At 64.2% G+C, this 18,602-nt stretch carries 15 protein-coding genes; 13 read left to right on the forward strand and 2 right to left on the reverse strand.

Going from position 1 to position 18,602, the window contains the following annotated elements:
- Nucleotides 1–71 precede the first annotated feature (71 nt).
- From ABIB06_RS36435 to ABIB06_RS36485, 11 genes are all read left to right on the forward strand, one after another.
- Nucleotides 72–1,391: a CmpA/NrtA family ABC transporter substrate-binding protein gene (locus ABIB06_RS36435; RefSeq protein ID WP_354053136.1), complete on the forward strand. Its 1,320-nt coding sequence runs from the start codon at nt 72–74 to the stop codon at nt 1,389–1,391.
- 71 nt (nt 1,392–1,462) lie between these two features.
- Nucleotides 1,463–2,359, forward strand: a complete 897-nt coding sequence (ntrB, locus tag ABIB06_RS36440) for a nitrate ABC transporter permease (protein ID WP_247441312.1) — start codon at nt 1,463–1,465, stop codon at nt 2,357–2,359.
- A 12-nt stretch (nt 2,360–2,371) separates the two neighbouring features.
- The gene (locus ABIB06_RS36445; RefSeq protein ID WP_354053135.1) at nt 2,372–3,166 is read left to right on the forward strand and encodes an ABC transporter ATP-binding protein; all 795 of its coding nucleotides are present in this window, start codon (nt 2,372–2,374) and stop codon (nt 3,164–3,166) included.
- 339 nt (nt 3,167–3,505) lie between these two features.
- Complete coding sequence (locus ABIB06_RS36450) at nt 3,506–4,885, forward strand: MFS transporter (RefSeq protein ID WP_247342697.1); 1,380 nt, start codon at nt 3,506–3,508, stop codon at nt 4,883–4,885.
- Between the two features lie 120 nt (nt 4,886–5,005).
- Nucleotides 5,006–5,434: a globin family protein gene (locus ABIB06_RS36455; protein WP_354053134.1), complete on the forward strand. Its 429-nt coding sequence runs from the start codon at nt 5,006–5,008 to the stop codon at nt 5,432–5,434.
- A 10-nt stretch (nt 5,435–5,444) separates the two neighbouring features.
- Complete coding sequence (locus tag ABIB06_RS36460; RefSeq protein WP_354053133.1) at nt 5,445–6,662, forward strand: NAD(P)/FAD-dependent oxidoreductase; 1,218 nt, start codon at nt 5,445–5,447, stop codon at nt 6,660–6,662.
- A 1-nt stretch (nt 6,663) separates the two neighbouring features.
- Nucleotides 6,664–9,369, forward strand: a complete 2,706-nt coding sequence (locus ABIB06_RS36465; RefSeq protein WP_354053132.1) for a nitrate reductase — start codon at nt 6,664–6,666, stop codon at nt 9,367–9,369.
- A gap of 270 nt (nt 9,370–9,639) precedes the next feature.
- A complete protein-coding gene (locus ABIB06_RS36470; RefSeq protein ID WP_354053148.1) occupies nt 9,640–10,542 on the forward strand; it encodes an SMP-30/gluconolactonase/LRE family protein in 903 nt (300 codons plus the stop codon).
- A 45-nt stretch (nt 10,543–10,587) separates the two neighbouring features.
- Nucleotides 10,588–11,427, forward strand: a complete 840-nt coding sequence (locus tag ABIB06_RS36475; protein ID WP_354053131.1) for an aldo/keto reductase — start codon at nt 10,588–10,590, stop codon at nt 11,425–11,427.
- A 186-nt stretch (nt 11,428–11,613) separates the two neighbouring features.
- On the forward strand, nt 11,614–12,555 hold the full coding sequence (locus tag ABIB06_RS36480) for a DMT family transporter (protein ID WP_247342712.1): 942 nt from the start codon (nt 11,614–11,616) through the stop codon (nt 12,553–12,555).
- A gap of 59 nt (nt 12,556–12,614) precedes the next feature.
- Nucleotides 12,615–13,694 (forward strand): zinc-binding dehydrogenase, encoded by a 1,080-nt coding sequence (locus ABIB06_RS36485; RefSeq protein WP_354053130.1) that lies wholly within the window; start codon nt 12,615–12,617, stop codon nt 13,692–13,694.
- A gap of 4 nt (nt 13,695–13,698) precedes the next feature.
- On the opposite strand, the gene ABIB06_RS36490 is transcribed toward ABIB06_RS36485, so the two are convergent.
- Nucleotides 13,699–14,160, reverse strand: coding sequence for an Lrp/AsnC family transcriptional regulator (locus tag ABIB06_RS36490; RefSeq protein ID WP_247441329.1), 462 nt, complete (start codon nt 14,158–14,160; stop codon nt 13,699–13,701).
- A gap of 135 nt (nt 14,161–14,295) precedes the next feature.
- On the opposite strand from ABIB06_RS36490, the gene ABIB06_RS36495 reads away from it, so the two are divergent.
- Nucleotides 14,296–16,659 carry a thiamine pyrophosphate-binding protein gene (locus ABIB06_RS36495; protein ID WP_354053129.1) on the forward strand — a complete coding sequence of 788 codons (2,364 nt, stop codon included), beginning with the start codon at nt 14,296–14,298 and terminating at the stop codon, nt 16,657–16,659.
- Between the two features lie 311 nt (nt 16,660–16,970).
- The gene (locus ABIB06_RS36500) at nt 16,971–18,401 is read left to right on the forward strand and encodes an aldehyde dehydrogenase family protein (protein WP_354053128.1); all 1,431 of its coding nucleotides are present in this window, start codon (nt 16,971–16,973) and stop codon (nt 18,399–18,401) included.
- Here ABIB06_RS36500 and ABIB06_RS36505 read toward each other — a convergent pair.
- Nucleotides 18,388–18,602, reverse strand: a 215-nt coding sequence (locus ABIB06_RS36505; RefSeq protein WP_354053127.1) for a hypothetical protein, incomplete at its 5' end; no start/stop codon positions are given. The two genes, ABIB06_RS36500 and ABIB06_RS36505, sit on opposite strands and share 14 nt — an antisense overlap.

The raw sequence follows: 18,602 nt of genomic DNA on the forward strand, positions 1-18,602 counted from the left end.
TCACGGACGGACGGGCTGCTCGCGTGCACTGACGCAATCATTCTGCAACGACGCAAAGGACGACACCGCCAATGACCAAGCGCACCCGCCGGCCCTCGGAAACGATCGGCCTGAACCGCCGTCAATTGTTGAAGGCTGCCGGCTCGACCGCCGCACTCCTCGCCGCTGCCAAGCTGAATTTCCCCGCCGGCGCTTTCGCGCAGGACGCCGGCCCCGAGGTCAAGGGCGCCAAGCTCGGCTTCATCGCCCTCACCGATGCGACCCCGCTGTTCGTCGCGAAGGAGAAGGGCATCTTCGCCAAATACGGCATGCCCGATGTCGAGGTCCAGAAGCAGGCCTCCTGGGGCACCACGCGTGACAATCTCGTGCTCGGCTCCGAAGGCAATGGCATCGACGGCGCGCACATCTTGACCCCGATGCCGTATTTGATCTCGGCCGGCAAGGTGACGCAGAACAACCAGCCCACGCCGATGTACATTCTGGCGCGCCTGAACCTGAACGGTCAGTGCATCTCGGTCGCCAAGGAATATGCGGACCTCAAGGTCGGCATCGACACCGCGCCCTTCAAGACCGCGCTGGAGAAGAAGAAGGCCTCAGGAAAGTCCGTGAAGGCCGCGATGACCTTTCCCGGCGGCACCCATGATCTCTGGATCCGCTACTGGCTCGCTGCCGGCGGGATCGATCCCGACAAGGACATCGAGACCATCGTGGTGCCGCCGCCTCAGATGGTGGCCAATATGAAGGTCGGCACCATGGACTGCTTCTGCGTCTGTGAGCCCTGGAACCTCCAGCTCATCCACCAGGAGATCGGCTACACCGCGATCACCACCGGCGAGCTATGGGACAAGCATCCCGAAAAGTCGTTCGGCATGCGCGCGGCCTGGGTCGACAAATACCCGAAGGCGGCGAAGGCGCTGCTGATGGCCGTGATGGAAGCCCAGCAATGGTCGGAGAAGGTTGAGAACCGAGAGGAAGCCGCAGTGATCTGCGCCAAGCGCCAGTGGATCAACTGCCCGGTTGAGGACATCACCGATCGCATGAAAGGCAAATTCGACTACGGCACCGGTCGCATCGTCGACAATTCGCCGCAGCAGATGCGCTTCTGGAAGGACCAGGCCTCCTATCCGTTCCAGAGCCATGATCTCTGGTTCCTCACCGAAGACATCCGCTGGGGCAAGTACGAGGCGAATTTCGACACCAAGGCGCTCATTGCCAAGGTCAACCGCGAGGACATGTGGCGCGATGCGGCCAAGACGCTGGGCGTCGCTACTGCCGATGTCCCGGCCTCCACCTCGCGCGGCAAGGAAACCTTCTTCGACGGCAAGGTGTTCGACCCCGAAAATCCGGCCGCCTATCTGAAGTCGCTCGCGATCAAGCGCGTCGAAGTCTGATGGAGCCTGCGGCTGCCGTGAGGCAGCCGCATCGTCTTGGAAAGCCGAGATCCGGAGCCGGAGAGATAGCGATGAACATGCCTGCCACGAAGATGGACATTGAGACCGCGACCCCGACGGGTACCGCCGCGCCGGTCGTCGCGATGACACCGAAGCGGCCGCCGCGCGGCGAGACCTACGCGCGGATGGCGCGGGAGACCGCCGTGCGCGTGATCCCGCCGCTCGTCGTGGTCGCACTGCTGATGCTGGTATGGGAGCTGGTTTGCCGCCGCGCCGGCTCGGCGCTGCCGCCGCCGTCGAAAGTCTTCAAGGACACCAAGGAACTGATCCTCGATCCGTTCTTCGATCACGGCGGCATCGACAAGGGTCTGTTCTGGCATCTCTCAGCCAGTCTCCAGCGCGTCGCGCTCGGCTATTCGCTCTCCGCCATCGCGGGCATTGCGCTCGGCGTCCTGGTCGGCCAGTCGGTCTGGGCCATGCGCGGGCTCGATCCGTTGTTTCAGGTCTTGCGCACGATTCCGCCGCTGGCCTGGTTGCCGCTGTCGCTCGCGGCGTTCCGCGACGGCCAGCCCTCCGCGATCTTCGTCATCTTCATCACCTCGATCTGGCCGATCATCATCAACACCGCGGTCGGCGTCCGCAACATCCCCCAGGACTACCGCAACGTCGCCGCGGTGGTGCAGCTCAATCCGCTCGAGTTCTTCGCCAAGATCATGATCCCGGCCGCCGCGCCCTACATCTTCACGGGGCTTCGCATCGGCATCGGCTTGTCCTGGCTCGCGATCGTGGCCGCGGAAATGCTGATCGGCGGTGTCGGCATCGGCTTCTTCATCTGGGACGCGTGGAATTCCTCGCATATCAGCGAGATCATCCTGGCGCTGTTCTATGTCGGCATCATCGGCTTCGTGCTCGACCGCCTGATTGCGGGCGTCGGCAAGATCGTCACCCGCGGCACCGCGCCGAACTGAAGGGGAAAGCACATGACCGCCTATTTGAAGCTCGACCACATCGACAAGGTCTTCACCCGCGGCGCGGCCACGACCGAGGTGTTGAAGGAAATCAACCTGACGATCGAGAAGGGCGAATACGTCTCGATCATCGGCCATTCCGGTTGCGGCAAGTCGACCCTGCTCAACATCATCGCAGGATTGACCACCGCCACCATCGGCGGCGTACTGCTGGAGAATCGCGAGGTGAACTCGCCGGGTCCAGATCGCGCAGTGGTGTTCCAGAACCACAGCCTGCTTCCGTGGCTGACCGTGTACGAGAACGTCAAGCTCGGCGTCGACAAGGTCTTTGCCAAGACCAAGAAGCGCGCCGAACGCGACGCATGGGTCATGCACAATCTCAACCTCGTGCAGATGGCCCATGCCAAGGACAGGCGGCCCTCGGAAATCTCCGGCGGCATGAAGCAGCGCGTCGGCATTGCCCGCGCGCTTGCGATGGAGCCCAAGGTGCTGCTGCTCGACGAGCCGTTCGGCGCGCTCGACGCGCTGACCCGCGCGCATTTGCAGGACTCCGTGATGGCGCTGCATCAGAAGCTAGGCAACACCATCTTGATGATCACGCACGACGTCGACGAGGCCGTGCTGTTGTCCGACCGCATCGTCATGATGACGAACGGGCCGAGCGCGCGCATCGGCGAGGTGCTGGAGGTGCCGCTGGCGCGGCCGCGCAAGCGGCTCGAACTCGCGACCAACGCCGCTTATCTGAAGTGCCGGCAGCGCGTGCTCGAATTCCTCTATGAGCGTCATCGCTTCGTCGAAGTCGCGTAAACGCGTCACCAACAGGTGCTAACGCAACGCCTAATTTTGAATCATCAAGCTCAATCCTTGTGCGCCGCACAGGGATTGAGCGAATCGCAAAATTTGCGTGCGAAATAGTTCTGCAAAAACTTGGAGCAATACGAACAAGCTCCTGAATTTCCTGCGTTTCCGGAATGCGCGCAGTTGGCACGGAAATTGAAACACCAACCGCGGACGCCAACGACGCCGTCCCTCAACATCATCAATCAGCATCGCAACTCGCCACCGGGGTGAAGCCTCGGAGCGCGTCTCCGTGGCCGGAGGCAGAGCCTGCAACGACGCAGCGGTGAGCCTGGAAGGGATAATGTAATGACGAAGGATCCGACGTGGATTTCCGAATGGCGCCCCGAAGATGAGGCGTTCTGGAATGCGACTGGCAAGACTATCGCGCGACGCAACCTGGTCTGGTCGATCGTGGCCGAGCATATCGGCTTCTCGGTCTGGCTGATCTGGAGCATCGTCACCACCAAGCTGCCGCAGGCGGGCTTCCACTACACCACCGACCAGCTGTTCCAGCTCGTCGCAGTGCCCGGGCTGATCGGCGCGTTGATGCGCTTTCCCTACACCTTCGCGGTGACGACCTTCGGCGGCCGCAACTGGACCATCTTCAGTGCCGCGATCCTGTTCATTCCGACGCTTTCGCTCGCCTACTTCGTGAGCCAGCCCGACACGCCGTTCTGGCTGATGCTGCTGATTGCCTCGACCGCCGGCCTCGGCGGCGGCAATTTCGCGTCCAGCATGACCAACATCTCCTTCTTCTTTCCCGACCGGATGAAGGGATGGGCGCTGGGCCTGAATGCGGCCGGCGGCAATATCGGCGTCTCCAGCGTGCAGCTGTTGACCCCGATCCTGATGACGCTCGCCGTCATCAACCTGTTCCAGGCAACCCCCGTCGACGGTGTCTTCCTGCAAAACGCCGGCCTGATGTGGGTGCTGCCGATCGCGATCGCGGTGTTCGGCGCGGTGTTCTTCATGAACAACCTGACCACGGCCAAGTCGTCGATCAGGAACCAGCTCGCGGTGGTCAAGCGCAAGCACACCTGGATCATGGCGTATCTCTATATCGGCACGTTCGGCTCGTTCATCGGCTACTCGGCTGCGTTTCCGCTGCTGATCAAGACGCAATTTCCGCAAGTCACGATTGCGATCGCATTCCTGGGGCCGCTGGTCGGCTCGTTGTCGCGGCCGCTCGGCGGCTGGCTTGCCGACAAGATCGGTGGGTCGGTCATCACGTTCTGGAATTTCATCGTGATGGCAGGCGCCACGGTCGGCGTGCTCTACTTCGTCGGGCAGAAGGACTTTATCGGCTTCCTGTCGATGTTCCTGGTCCTGTTCGTGACGACGGGCATCGGCAACGGTTCGACCTACCGCATGATTCCCTCGATCTTCCGCGAGCAGAATCTGTTCAGGGTGCGCGGCAAGGGCGATGCGGAGCGCGCGGTCGCCTTGAAGACGGCGAGCATCGAGAGCGGTGCGGCGGTCGGCTTCATCGGCGCGGTCGGCGCCGTCGGCGGCTATCTGATCCCGACCGGCTTCGGCAAGTCGATCGCGCTGACGGGAGGACCGCAGCTCGCGCTCGCGATCTATCTCGGTTTCTACGCCTCCTGCCTCGCGCTGACCTGGTGGTTCTATCTGCGTCGCAGCCCGCAGGGTGAAGGCGTGTCAAGCCTTGCCGGGGCGCGCGTGTAACACTTGGTACGAATCTCGCTTCTCTCCGTACGCGGGGAGAAGCATTGCCCGACAGTTTGATCATGAACCTGGTTCGCAACGGCGCGCACCAAGGCAAACCGAAACAGGCAGGAGAACATCATGACGCCAGAACAGATCACCCTCGTCCAGCAGAGCTTTGCCAAGGTCGCGCCGATTTCCGCGCAGGCCGCGATACTGTTCTACGATCGCCTGTTCGAGGTGGCGCCGTCGGTGCGCGCGATGTTTCCCGAGGACATGACCGAGCAGCGCAAGAAGCTGATGGGCATGCTCGCCGCCGTCGTCGGCGGCCTGTCGAACCTGGACTCGATTCTTCCCGCGGCCTCGGCGCTGGCGAAGCGGCACGTCGCTTACGGCGCCCAGGCCGAGCACTACCCCGTGGTCGGCGCGACCTTGCTGTGGACCCTGGAGAAGGGGCTCGGCGAAGCCTGGACGCCCGAACTCGCCAGCGCCTGGACCGACGCCTATGGCGTGCTGTCCGGCTACATGATTTCCGAGGCCTATGGCGCCCAGGCGCAGGCCGCCGAATAGGAGACGCCTTGTGAGTGAGCCACTCGTCATCGTCGGTAACGGTATGGCGGCCGCGCGCCTTGTCGACGAGCTCGCCAAGACCGCACTCGGCCGCTACGCGGTTGCCGTTATCGGCGATGAACCACGGCTCGCTTACAACCGCGTGCTGCTCTCCTCCGTGCTGGCCGGCGAGACCGGTTCGCACGAGATCGAGCTGAGACCTGCCGACTGGTGGCGCCATCGCGGCGTCACGGTGCGCTACGGCTATCGCGTCACCGAGATCGACACCGGCCGACGCGAGCTCAAGATCGAAGGCGAAGAGAGCATGGAATATTCCAAGCTCGTGCTCGCCATCGGCTCGACGCCGCTGCGGCTCAACGTGCCGGGCGCCGATCTCGCCGGCGTGCACACCTTCCGCGACACCCGCGATGTCGACCTGCTGCTGACGCTCGCTGCCGCCAGGAAGCGCGTCGTTGTGGTCGGCGGCGGTCTGCTAGGACTCGAAGCAGCCTACGGCCTCGCCAAGGCCGGAGCGCCTGTGACGCTGCTGCATCTGATGGACCGGCTGATGGAGCGCCAGCTCGATGCGCCCGCTGCGGACCTGCTCAAGACGCTGGTCGAGCGCAAGGGCATTCGCATCCTGCTCAATGCCTCCACGGTCCGCATCCATGGCGAGGGCCAGGTCGAAGGGGTCGAGCTTGCCGATGGCAGCCGCATCGAGGCAGATGCCGTGATCTTCGCCGCCGGCATCAGGCCCAATACTGCGCTCGCCAAGGACGCCGGCATCGCGGTCAACCGCGGCATCGTCGTCAACGACGAGATGCAGACGGCGTCGCCCGATATCTACGCGCTCGGCGAGTGTGCCGAGCATCGCGGCACCTGCTACGGCCTCGTCGAGCCTGCCTACGAGCAGGCGCGCGTGCTGGCGCGACATCTCGCCGGCCGGCCTGCGGCCTATCAGGGCAGCGTGGTCTCGACCAATCTGAAGGTCTCAGGCGTCAGCGTGTTCTCCGCCGGCGACGTCATGGGCGGGGAGGGCAGCGAGAGCCTCGTGCTCACCGATCGCAGGCGCGGCACCTACAAGAAGCTCGTCATCGCCGACGGCCGGCTCACCGGCGCCGTGCTGATCGGCGATACCGTCGATGCGCTCTGGTATCTCGAACTGATCCGCAACAGCGAAAAGGTGGCGGCGATCCGCACCGACATGGTGTTCGGCCGCGCGCTCGCGCGATCCTCGAAAGCAGCCTGATATGACCGCGATCGATCCCACGCTCCGCGCCACCAAGACGACCTGTCCGTATTGCGGCGTCGGCTGCGGCGTGCTGGCGACGCCGGACGGCAACGGCGGCGCGGCGATTGCGGGCGATCCCGATCATCCCGCCAATTTCGGCCGGCTGTGCTCGAAGGGCTCGGCGCTCGGCGAGACTGTCGGGCTCGAAAGCCGGCTGCTCTATCCGATGATCCGCTGCAAGGGCGTGCTCGAACGCGTCGCCTGGAGCGATGCGCTCGACCACGTCGCCCACCGCATGCAGCACATCGTCGCGCGCGACGGTGCCGACGCGGTCGCGTTCTATCTCTCGGGCCAACTGCTGACCGAGGACTATTACGTCGCCAACAAGCTGATGAAGGGCTTTGTCGGCACGGCCAATGTCGATACCAATTCGCGGCTCTGCATGTCGTCCTCGGTCGCCGGTCACCGCCGCGCCTTCGGCGCCGACACGGTGCCCGGCTGCTATGAGGATCTCGACCAGGCCGATCTGCTGGTGTTCGTCGGTTCGAATGCCGCCTGGTGCCATCCGGTGCTGTTCCAGCGCATGCTAAAGAATCGGCAGGAGCGCGGCGCCCGCATGATCGTGATCGATCCGCGCCGCACCGATACCGCGACCGACGTCGACCTGTTCCTCGGCCTCAAGCCAGGCACCGACACGGCACTGTTCTCCGGCCTGTTCGTTCACCTCGCCGACAACGGTGCGCTCAATCAGGACTACATCGCGCAAAACACGTCGGGCTTTGACGACGCACTGGCGCGCGCGCGCAGCATCGCCGGCAGCGTCACGGCGACCGCGCTGGCGACCGGCCTCTCCGAGCAGGACGTTGCCACCTTCTTCAAGATGTTCCGCGACACGCCCCGCGTCGTCACACTGTATTCGCAAGGCGTCAATCAGTCGGCGCAGGGCACCGACAAGGTCAACGCGATCCTGAATTGCCATCTCGCCACGGGGCGCATCGGCAAGCCCGGCGCTTCGCCGTTCTCGCTCACCGGCCAGCCCAACGCGATGGGCGGCCGCGAGGTCGGCGGCCTCGCCAACCAGCTCGCCGCGCATATGAACTTCACGCCGCCGGATATCGACCGCGTGCGGCGGTTCTGGAAGGCGCCGCGCATCGCCACCCATGAGGGGTTGAAGGCGGTTCAGCTGTTCGAGGCCATCAACCGCGGCGAGGTCAAGGCGTTGTGGGTGATGGGCACCAACCCGGCGGTGTCGCTGCCCGATGCCGACTTCGTGCGCGAGGCGCTGAAGAAACTCGAGCTGTTCGTGTTGTCCGAGAACGTGCTCTCCAACGACACGGTCGATGCCGGCCCGCACGTGCTGCTGCCGGCGCTCGCCTGGGGCGAGAAGTCGGGCACCGTGACCAATTCCGAACGTCGCGTCTCGCGCCAGCGCTCCTTCCTGCCTGCGCCGGGCGAGGCAAGACCGGACTGGTGGATCCTGAGCGAGACCGCAAAACGCCTCGGCTTCGGCGACAGCTTTGACTATAAATCCGCGGCCGATATCTTTCGCGAGCACGCCGCGCTGTCGACGTTCGAGAACAATGGCAGCCGCGACTTCGACATCGGTGCGTTCACCTCGCTGTCCGATGAAGCCTTCGACGCCTTGAAGCCCGTGCAGTGGCCCGCGCGCGAAGGCGAGGCGCCCATCGAACGGTTCTTCGCGCAGGGTGGCTTCTTCACCAATGACGGCAAGGGCCGCTTCGTCGCGCCGGAGGTGCCGGCGCTGCGTGGCGAGACCGGGCCGTCGCGGCCGTTGCGCCTCAACACCGGGCGCATCCGCGATCAGTGGCACACCATGACGCGTACGGGTCTCAGCCAGCGGCTCGGCGCGCATCTGCCGGAGCCGTTCGTCGAGATTCATCCCGATGACGCCGGCAGATACGGCATCGTCCAAGACGGCTATGCCCGCGTCACCACCGACTACGGTCAGTGCACCCTCAAGGTCGTCGTCAGCGAGCGGCAGCAGCGCGGCACGCTGTTCGCGCCGATCCACTGGAGTGCGATGAACGCCTCCCACGGTCGTGTCGGTGCGCTGGTCGCACCGTTCACCGATCCGTTCTCGGGGCAGCCGGAATCGAAGGCGACGCCGGCGGCGATCGCGCCCTATGAATACGTCTTCCGCGGCTTTGCGTTGTCGCGCAAACAGCTCGATCTACCGTCGAACCTGATGTGGACCCGCGTCAAGGTCGGCGGCGGCTTTGGCTATCTCTTCGCCGACAATGCGGATCTGTCGCGCTGGCCGGCCTGGCTCGGTGGCGTTGCCGGCGAGGATGTCGCCGACTATCGTGACTTCGGCGGCGGCGTCTATCGCGCGGCGTCGTTTGCTGGCGACCGCATCGAAACCTGCCTGTTCGTCGGCCCCGCGCATGACGCCGGGGATTGGGAGGTGGTGAAGAGCCTGTTCGTGGCCGACCACGTCACCGACGAGCAGCGCCGCATGCTGCTCTCCGGCAAGTCCAACGAAGGTGCCGCCTCGACCGGCCCTGTCGTCTGCGCCTGCTTCGGCATCGGACGCGGCACCATCTGCGACAGCATCGCTGCCGGCGCGCGCACGGCCGCCGAGATCGGCGCAAAGCTCAAGGCCGGCACCAATTGCGGCTCCTGCATCCCCGAGCTGAAGCGGCTGATTGCGACGACGGAGGTTGCGCCTGCGAAGCAGGCCAAGGTCGCGAGCGCGGCGGGGTAGGGGTCTCTCCAGACCAAGAGACGGTCTCGTGCCCCGGACGCTGCGCAGCACGAAGTGATGCGCTGCAGAGCCGGGGCCCATCGCGCGGAGGTTTGTGTGGGCCTTTCTGGGTCCCGGCTCTGCGCAGCAACGCAGGGGGCTTTGCAGCGCGTCCGGGACACGAGAGCGGTATGGCTAGGTACGCCGCCATGCCCTCCGCCCAATCGACGCGCCCTCCATTGTGCCCTATGTTGCCGCGCTCTCCCATCAACAACGACAAAAATAACAATGATGTACCTGGAAACGCCGCCGCGCCTGATCGAAACCAAGCTGTTCTCCGCAATGCCCGACAGGTTCCGCCGCAAAGGCGAGCGGACGGATTGGGCCGATGCCAACCGGCCGGGTGTGCCGACGGACTCCTTCATCGAAGGACCGTCGTTCGACAAGGATGGCAATCTCTACATCGTCGACATTCCCTTCGGCCGCATCTTCCGCATCGCGCCCGATGGCGAATGGTCGGTCGCGATCGAATATGAGGGCTGGCCGAACGGATTGAAGATCGCGGCCGACGGCCGCATCATGGTCGCCGACTACAGGTACGGCATCATGGAGTTCGACGCCAAGGCCGGCCGCATCAAGCCTGTCCTGACTGCACGCAATTCGGAATCGTTTCGCGGCTGCAACGATCTGCATCTCGCCTCCAACGGCGACATCTATTTCACCGACCAGGGCCAGACCGGCCTGCATGACCCCAGCGGCCGCGTCTATCGCCTGACACAAAGCGGCCGGCTCGATTGCCTGATCGACACCGGCATCAGCCCGAATGGCCTGGTGCTCGATCCGACCGAAACGGTGCTGTTCGTCGCGATGACGCGCGACAATTCGGTGTGGCGGTTGCCGTTCATGGAGGACGGCAGCGTGTCCAAGGTCGGCCGCTTCTGCTCGCTGTTCGGCACCAGCGGCCCCGACGGCATGACCATGGATGCCAAGGGCCGCCTGTTCGTCGGGCACGCTTCGCTTGGCCATGTCTTCGTGTTCGCGCCGAACGGCGAATTGATCGCGCGGATCAAATCGTGCGCGGGGCCGAATTGCACCAACGTCGCAATCGGTGGCGCAAAGAAAGATCGGCTCTATATCACGGAGTCCGGGACCGGCAGCGTGCTGGTCGCTGGTATCAGCGGATTGAACTCTTGAGCATGACGGCGGTTGCCTGAGCGAAAGAGCGGTATCGGAGCAGACATGAACACAAAACCTTTCGGCAAAACCGGCGCCGCCGTCTCCGTGATCGGGCAGGGCACCTGGTATCTCGATCATGGCGATCGCAAGCGCGCGATCACGGCGCTTCAGCGCGGGCTCGATCTCGGCATGACTCACATCGACACCGCCGAGATGTATGGTGATGCCGAACTCGTCATTGCCGATGCGATCACGGGCCGGCGCGACGACGTGTTCCTGGTCTCAAAGGTGCTGCCAAGCAACGCTTCGCGCGGCGGAACCATCACCGCCTGTGAGCGCTCGCTGAAGCGGCTGAAGACTGATCGGCTCGATTGCTATCTCCTGCACTGGCGTGGCTCGTATCCGCTGGAGGACACCGTCGCCGCGTTCGAGGAACTGGTGAAGACCGGCAAGATCAAATCCTGGGGCGTCTCCAATTTCGACGCCGACGATCTCGACGAGATCCTCGAAATTGCCGGCGAAGGCAAGATCGCCTGCAATCAGGTGCTCTATCATCTGAAGGAACGCGCGATCGAGCACGCGGTGATCCCGTGGTGCGAACGGCATGGCGTCGCTGTGGTCGCCTATTCGCCGTTCGGCCACGACGATTTCCCTACGAGCAACAGCAAGGGCGGCGCCGTGTTGACGGGCATAGCGGAGGCGCGTCGCGCGACGCCGCGCCAGGTCGCGCTGAGCTTCCTCACCCGTGAGACTACGGTGTTCGCGATCCCGAAGGCGTCCTCTGCGGAACATGCCGGCGAAAATGCAGCGGCCGGTGATCTCGTGCTGACGAAAGACGAGATTGCTGCGCTCGATGCGGCGTTTCCGCGCGGTGCAAAGCCGCGCAGCCTGCCCATGCTGTAGTGCACAAAAGCCTATTATTAATGGAGTATTGACGCGCGCGGGCGTGAGCGCATATCGGCATCCTGTTTTCGGAAGTTGTGAAAGCGGCGCAATTATCGTTTTTAAGGATCATTCCCGATTCGCATTTCCTAGGTTCCTGCCGTGACACCGCCGCCCGCCGTAGCCGCAAGGCTCGACAGTATTCCCATGCCCATGCCGGAAAAGAAGCAGCAGGTGCGCCGCGCGCCTGCGCGCGTCGATCATCCCTTCAAGGGTATCGCGCTGGTGCTGCTGTCGACGATCTTTCTCGGTTGCTCCGATGTCACCGCGAAATATCTGTCGTCGAGCCTGCCGTCGATCGAGATCACCTGGATCCGCTTCGTGACGTTCGCGCTGATGTTCACGCCGGTGATGCTGCCGGGCTCGCCGTTCCATGCGATGCGCACCGAGCGCCTCGGCCTGCAACTGATGCGCGGCGCGGCACTGCTCGGCTCTTCGCTGTTCTTCATCACCGGCCTGAGCTTCCTGCCGATCGCGGAAGCCTCCGCCACCGGCTTCGTCTCGCCGCTGTTCGTCACCGCACTCTCGATCATCTTCCTGAGCGAGAAGGTGGGCATGCGCCGCTGGATCGCCACCGCGATCGGCCTGACCGGCGTGATGATCATCCTGCGTCCGGGCTCCAGCGCGTTTCACGCCGCCGCGTTCTTCCCGATCGTCTCGGCGTTCTGTTGGGCCGCCGCGCTGATCCTGACGCGCATGATAAGCGGCCGCGAAGCCGTCCTCACCACGATGGCTTATTCGGCGCTGACGGGCGTTGCGATCCTCTCGCTGATGGTGCCGTTCGTCTGGGTCACGCCGAGCTGGACCGCGATCGGACTTGGCATCGTGATCGGTGTTGCGTCCACCGTCGGCCAGTGGATCATCGTGCTGGCCTATCGCTACGGCGATGCCTCGGTGCTGGCGCCGTTCTCGTATACGCAATTGCTGTGGGTCAGCATTTTGGGCTTCTTTCTGTTCGGAGAAGTGCCTGATATCTGGACCGTCACCGGCGCGGCCTTCATCGTCGCCAGCGGCCTCTACATCGCCCACCGCGAGCGCATCCGCCGCGCCCAGCTCCTGATAATGGAAGAGCGTTCCCCGAACCCCTGACGCAAGTTCGCGCGTCCGCTTTGTGCTATCAACGGCTCCAACAACAAGGGAGGAGCCGGATGCGCGCTGCGATTTTCAGGAACGGTGAGATCGTCGTCGACCGGATGGCTGAGCCGAAGCCGGGCAACGGGCAAGTGCTGGTCAAGACGCTCGCCTGCGGCATCTGCGGCTCAGACCTTCACGCACGCCAACACGCCCACCGCATGGTGGAGATGGCGCGGAAGACCGGACGCAAGCCAATGGACCTCACCCGCGACGTCGTGTTCGGCCATGAGTTCTGCTGCGAAATCGTCGATTACGGGCCCGGCACCACGCGCAAGCTCAAGTCGGGTACGCGCGTGTGCTCACTGCCGGCCCTGGTGACGCTGCAGGGCATCGAGGGCATCGGTTATTCCAACGAGAATGTTGGCGGCTATGCCGAGGCGATGCTGCTGAGCGAAGCGCTGCTGCTGGAAGTGCCCAACGGTCTGGCGCCGGAGCATGCTGCACTCACCGAACCGCTCGCGGTCGGCGTTCACGCCGTGGCCAAGGCCAATATCCAAGGCGGCGAGGTGCCGCTCGTGATCGGCTGCGGGCCGGTCGGGCTTGCGGTGATCGCCGCGCTCAGGATCAGGGGCCTGCATCCGATCGTCGCCGCCGACTATTCGCCGGCGCGACGCGCGCTCGCGGCCAAGCTCGGCGCCGACATCGTCGTCGATCCCCTGAAGTCGCAGCCCTATGCCACCTGGGCCGAGCACGCGCAGATGTCGGACGCGGAGAAGGCGGCGCGGCCGCCGTTGCAGGCCATGCTGCCCGCGCTGAAGCCCGCGATCATCTTCGAATGCGTCGGCGTGCCCGGTCTGTTGCAGCAGGTGTTCGAGGGCGCGCCGCGCGATGCGAGGATTGTCGTGGTCGGCGTCTGCATGGAGACCGACAGGAGCGAGCCGATGCTCGGCATCATGAAGGAGCTCAACGTTCAGTACGTGCTCGGCTACACGCCGGACGAATTCGCAGCGTCGTTGCGCCTGATCGCGGAAGGGCAGGTGGATGCGGCTGCGATGGTGACGGCCGAGATCGGCATCGACGGTGTTGCGAAAGCCTTCGCCGACCTCGCCAATCCTGAAGTCCACACCAAGATCATCGTGCAGCCCTCGCGGTGATGCCTTACACCGGCAGCGCGATCGAATATTTCACCTGGCTGAGCGCAAAGCTGGATTCGATCGAGGCGATGCCGTCGAGCCGGGTGAGCTTGGTTTTCAGGAAAGTCTCATAGGATGCGAGGTCGGCCGCGACCACGCGCAGCAGATAGTCGCGGTTGCCGGTCATCAGATAGCACTCCAGCACCTCGTCCCATTTCGAGATTGCGCGTGCGAAGCGGTTGAGATCCTCCTCCTTCTGCCGCGCCAGCTTGATCGAGATGAAGACGCTGACATGCAGCCCCAGTGCCTTCTGGTCGACGGTCGCGATGTAGCGCGAGATGACGCCGCGCTCCTCCAGCAGCTTGACCCGGCGATGGCAGGGCGAGACCGAGAGTCCGACCTTTTCGGCGAGTTCCTGCATGGTCAGCCGGCTGTCATTCTGGAGCAGGGCGAGGATTTTTCGATCGATGGCGTCTAGCGCGGGCATTGGGATAGAACCTGTTGTTTCCAGATAGTTTTTGGTATGGCGTTCCAATATTAGCAGGTATCGCGCGAAAAATTGAGAAATTTGGCCCAGCCCGCAGGCGTATCATCGTGGCACCTGTTTTCCGGGAGCGTTGCCATGCCCGTTGATACCGCCCGTCTCGACACATTGACCGCGCTGGCCCGCAAGGCGCTGTGGCTGTCGTCCTGGACCATCCATCACGCCAACCACGTCCGCACCAGCTCGGATGGCCTGAAGGTCGGGGGACATCAGGCCTCGTCGGCCTCGCTCGCGACCATCATGTCGGCGCTGTATTTCCATGTGTTGCGCCCTGAGGATCGCGTCGCGGTGAAACCGCATGCGAGCCCGGTGTTCCACGCCATCCAGTATCTGTTCGGCCGGCAGAGCCGCGAGAAGCTGGAAAATTTCCGCGGCTTCAAGGGCGCGCAGTCCTATCCCTCGCGCACCAAGGATGTCGACGACGTCGATTTCTCGACCGGCTCGGTCGGCCTCGGCGTCGCGCAGACGCTGTTCGCCTCGCTGGTGCAGGACTATGTCAAGGCGCATGGTTGGATGAAGGATCGCCGCGAAGGGCGGATGATCGCGCTGGTCGGCGATGCCGAGATGGACGAGGGCAACATTTTCGAGGCGCTCGCGGAAGGCTGGAAGCACGGCCTGCGCAACACCTGGTGGGTGGTCGACTACAACAGGCAGTCGCTGGACGCCGTCGTCCGCGAAGGCCTTTGGGAAAAGTTCGAGACCATGTTCCGCAATTTTGGCTGGGACGTGGTGATCGTGAAATACGGCCGCCTGATGCGCGAGGCCTTTGCCGAGCCCGGCGGCGAGGCGTTGAAGCGCTGGATCGACAATTGCCCGAACGCGCTCTACGCGGCGTTGTGCTTCCAGGGCGGCGGCGCCTTCCGCAAGCACCTGCATGACGAGATCGGCGATCAGGGACCTATCACAAAACTGATCGACAAGCGCAGCGACGACGAGCTGCTGGCGCTGATGTCGAATCTCGGTGGCCACGATATGGCGAGCATGCTGGAGGCGTTCGAATCCATCGATCACGACCGCCCGGTCTGCTTCATCGCCTACACCATCAAAGGCGTCGGCCTGCCGTTCCAGGGCCACAAGGACAACCACGCCGGCCTGATGACGGTCGCGCAGATGGAGAAATATCGCGACAGCCAGAGCATCCGACCCGGACACGAATGGGACAGATACGAGGGTCTCGCGCAAGACGCCGCCGAGCTCGATGCCTTCCTCGCGCGCGTGCCGTTCAACCAGGACGGCCGCCGGCTTACCGCGCCTGCTATCGAGGTGCCCGCGCAGCTCGCCTTCAAGCCGTCGCCGCAGATGTCGACCCAGCAGGGTTTTGGGCTGGTGCTGAACGAGATCGCGCGCGGCGACAGCGAGCTTGCCAAGCGCATCGTCACGACATCGCCTGATGTCACCGTCTCGACTAATCTCGGTCCGTGGGTGAACAGGCGCGGCCTGTTTGCGCGCGGCGAGAAGGCGGACTTATTCCGCAGCGAGAAAATTCCTTCCACGTTCAATTGGGACTTTTCGCCGAAAGGCCAGCATCTCGAACTCGGCATTGCCGAGATGAACCTGTTCATCATGCTTTCGGCGCTCGGCCTGTCGCACCAGATCAACGGCGAGCGGCTCTTGCCGGTCGGCACGCTCTACGATCCCTTCATCGAGCGCGGTCTCGATGCCCTGAACTATGCCTGTTACCAGGATGCGCGCTTCATGGTGGCGGCGACCCCATCAGGCATCACGCTCGCGCCCGAAGGCGGCGCGCACCAGTCGATCGCAACGCCGTTGATCGGCATGGCGCAGGATGGCCTTGCCTCGTTCGAGCCGGCCTTCGTCGACGAACTCGCCGTGATCATGGGCTGGGGATTCAACCACATGCAGCGCGATCCGGGCGAGGGCGGCTCGATCTATCTGCGGCTCTCGACGCGCAGTATCGAGCAGGCGCAACGGATCATAACGCCCGAACTGCACCAGGGCATCACCGACGGGGCTTATTGGCTGCGCAAGCCTGGCCCGAATGCCGAACTCGTGATCGCCTATACCGGCGCGGTCGCGCCCGAAGCGATCGAGGCGACCGGCTTCATCGGCGAGAGCCGGCGCGACATCGGCCTGCTCGCGATCACTTCCGCAGATCGTCTGCATGCGGGTTGGACCGCCGCACGGAAATTGCGCCGTGATCGGAGAGGCGTGCAGCATCTCAGCCACATCGAAAAACTGCTCGCGCCGCTGCCGCGCGACTGCGGCATCGTGACCGTGATCGATGGTCACCCGGCGGCGCTCGGCTGGCTCGGCAGCGTCCGCGGCCATCGGGTCGAGGCGCTCGGCGTCGAGCAGTTCGGTCAGACCGGCACGATCGCCGACCTCTACCGTCACCACGGCATCGATGCCAACGCCATCATCGATGCGGCCGAAAGCCTCACCACCGGCGCGCCGGTGCTGCATCGGAAGATGGCGGTGTAGTGGGAATGACCGGCGCATCGGCCCCGGCTCAGCAGCGCACCGCTGAAGGGCGCTGCGCTGCGTCCGGGGCACGAGAGCGCTTCGACGAGTTGCAGTTTCGCGTCCCGGACGCGGCGCGGCATGAAATGACGCGACGCTGAGCCGGGACCCAAGTTCTTACGTCCCAGCCACCTTGCCACCCCTCCGCCATCGGCTCATATAGCCTCCGTCCGCCGCAACGCTGGCCCCGCATATGGCGGGTTCAATTGCCGGCGCTTTCGTGCAAGGATGCCTGCCGAAACGCCCCCTCCATACCCAAGAAGAGGTTCACGATGGTCAATCGCATGCAGTTCTACATCGACGGCGCCTGGGTCGATCCCGCCGTCAAGAAGTCCACCCCGGTCGTCAATCCGGCGACGGAAGAGGCGATGTACGACATTGCGCTGGGCTCCAAGGCCGACGTCGACAAGGCCGTCGCCGCCGCCAAGCGCGCGTTCGTGACATTCTCCCAGACCAGCCGTGACGAGCGCGTCGCGCTGCTCACCAAGGTCATCGAGATCTACAAGGGGCGCCTCAAGGAGATCGGCGCTGCCGTCTCCGACGAGATGGGCGCGCCGCTGCCGATGGCCGAAAAGCTCCAGGCCGGCGCCGGCCTCGGCCATCTCATGACCACGCTCGACGTGCTCAAGAACTATCATTTCGAGGAACCGGTCGGCACCGCCATGGTGCTGCGCGAGCCGGTCGGCGTGGTCGGCATGATCACGCCCTGGAACTGGCCGCTCAACCAGATCGCCTGCAAGGTCGCGCCCGCGCTCGCCGCCGGCTGCACCATGATCCTGAAGCCGTCGGAGTTCACCCCGACCTCGGCGCTGATCTTCGCGGAAATCCTCCATGAGGCCGGCGTGCCGAAGGGCGTGTTCAACCTCGTCAACGGTCTCGGCCCCGAGGTCGGCGCCGCCATGAGCGAGCACCCCGATATCGACATGATCTCGTTCACCGGCTCGACCCGCGCCGGCATCGATGTGGCCAAGCGTGCGGCGCCGACCGTGAAGCGCGTCAGCCAGGAGCTGGGCGGCAAGTCGCCGAACGTCATCCTCGAAGGCGCCGACCTCACGAAGGCGGTGACCGGCGGCGTGATGCACATGTTCAACAACTCCGGCCAGTCCTGCAACGCGCCCTCGCGCATGATCGTGCCGCTGTCGAAGATGAAGGAAGTGGCCGCGATCGCGAAGGCTGTCGCCGACAAGACCAAGGCGGGCGATCCGCGCGCCGAGGGCACCACCATCGGTCCGGTCGTCAACCGCGGCCAGTGGGACAAGATCCAGGGGCTGATCAAGAAGGGCATCGACGAGGGCGCAACGCTCGTGTCCGGCGGCCCGGGCCTGCCCGAAGGTGTCAACAAGGGCTTCTATGTCCGCCCGACCATCTTCGCCGACGTCACCCCTGACATGACGATCGCGCGTGAAGAGATCTTCGGGCCGGTGCTGACCATCATCGGCGCCAAGGACGAAGCCGAGGCCGTGCACATCGCCAACGACACGCCCTATGGCCTGGCCGGCTACGTCACGGGCGCTTCCGTCGAGGACGCCAAGCGGGTCGGCCGCCAGATCCGCGCCGGCAACGTCAACCTCCAGGGCGTGCCCAACGACCGCACCGCGCCGTTCGGCGGCTACAAGCAGTCCGGCAACGGCCGCGAGTGGGGCAAGTACGGCCTCGAGGACTTCCTCGAAGTGAAGGCCGTCGCCGGCTTCAACGCGGCGTAAGCTTTATCGTTTGAAACCAACATGACGCCGGAGTGGAAAACCGCTCCGGCGTTTTTGTTTGTTCGTCATTGCGAGCGAAGCGAAGCAATCCAGAAATCTTTCCGCGGAGACAGTCTGGATTGCTCACATGGGGATTTGGTGTGTCAAGGCGGATGTTCAGCTTTTTGTTTGATTGCTGCCAGCTTTTCGTCCCGACCGCTG

The sequence above is a fragment of the Bradyrhizobium sp. LB8.2 genome, from assembly GCF_040548035.1.
GTDB lineage: Bacteria > Pseudomonadota > Alphaproteobacteria > Rhizobiales > Xanthobacteraceae > Bradyrhizobium.

What these genes read in the sequence shown, in the direction of transcription:
- ABIB06_RS36480 (WP_247342712.1), top strand. Translation starts at nt 11,614, where the DNA reads ATGCCCATGCCGGAAAAGAAGCAGCAGGTGCGCCGCGCGCCTGCGCGC.
- ABIB06_RS36475 (WP_354053131.1), top strand. Translation starts at nt 10,588, where the DNA reads ATGAACACAAAACCTTTCGGCAAAACCGGCGCCGCCGTCTCCGTGATC.
- ABIB06_RS36500 (WP_354053128.1), top strand. Translation starts at nt 16,971, where the DNA reads ATGGTCAATCGCATGCAGTTCTACATCGACGGCGCCTGGGTCGATCCC.
- ABIB06_RS36470 (WP_354053148.1), top strand. Translation starts at nt 9,640, where the DNA reads ATGTACCTGGAAACGCCGCCGCGCCTGATCGAAACCAAGCTGTTCTCC.
- ABIB06_RS36485 (WP_354053130.1), top strand. Translation starts at nt 12,615, where the DNA reads ATGCGCGCTGCGATTTTCAGGAACGGTGAGATCGTCGTCGACCGGATG.
- ABIB06_RS36490 (WP_247441329.1), bottom strand. Translation starts at nt 14,160, where the DNA reads ATGCCCGCGCTAGACGCCATCGATCGAAAAATCCTCGCCCTGCTCCAG.
- ABIB06_RS36495 (WP_354053129.1), top strand. Translation starts at nt 14,296, where the DNA reads ATGCCCGTTGATACCGCCCGTCTCGACACATTGACCGCGCTGGCCCGC.
- ABIB06_RS36450 (WP_247342697.1), top strand. Translation starts at nt 3,506, where the DNA reads ATGACGAAGGATCCGACGTGGATTTCCGAATGGCGCCCCGAAGATGAG.
- ABIB06_RS36465 (WP_354053132.1), top strand. Translation starts at nt 6,664, where the DNA reads ATGACCGCGATCGATCCCACGCTCCGCGCCACCAAGACGACCTGTCCG.
- ntrB (WP_247441312.1), top strand. Translation starts at nt 1,463, where the DNA reads ATGAACATGCCTGCCACGAAGATGGACATTGAGACCGCGACCCCGACG.
- ABIB06_RS36435 (WP_354053136.1), top strand. Translation starts at nt 72, where the DNA reads ATGACCAAGCGCACCCGCCGGCCCTCGGAAACGATCGGCCTGAACCGC.
- ABIB06_RS36455 (WP_354053134.1), top strand. Translation starts at nt 5,006, where the DNA reads ATGACGCCAGAACAGATCACCCTCGTCCAGCAGAGCTTTGCCAAGGTC.
- ABIB06_RS36445 (WP_354053135.1), top strand. Translation starts at nt 2,372, where the DNA reads ATGACCGCCTATTTGAAGCTCGACCACATCGACAAGGTCTTCACCCGC.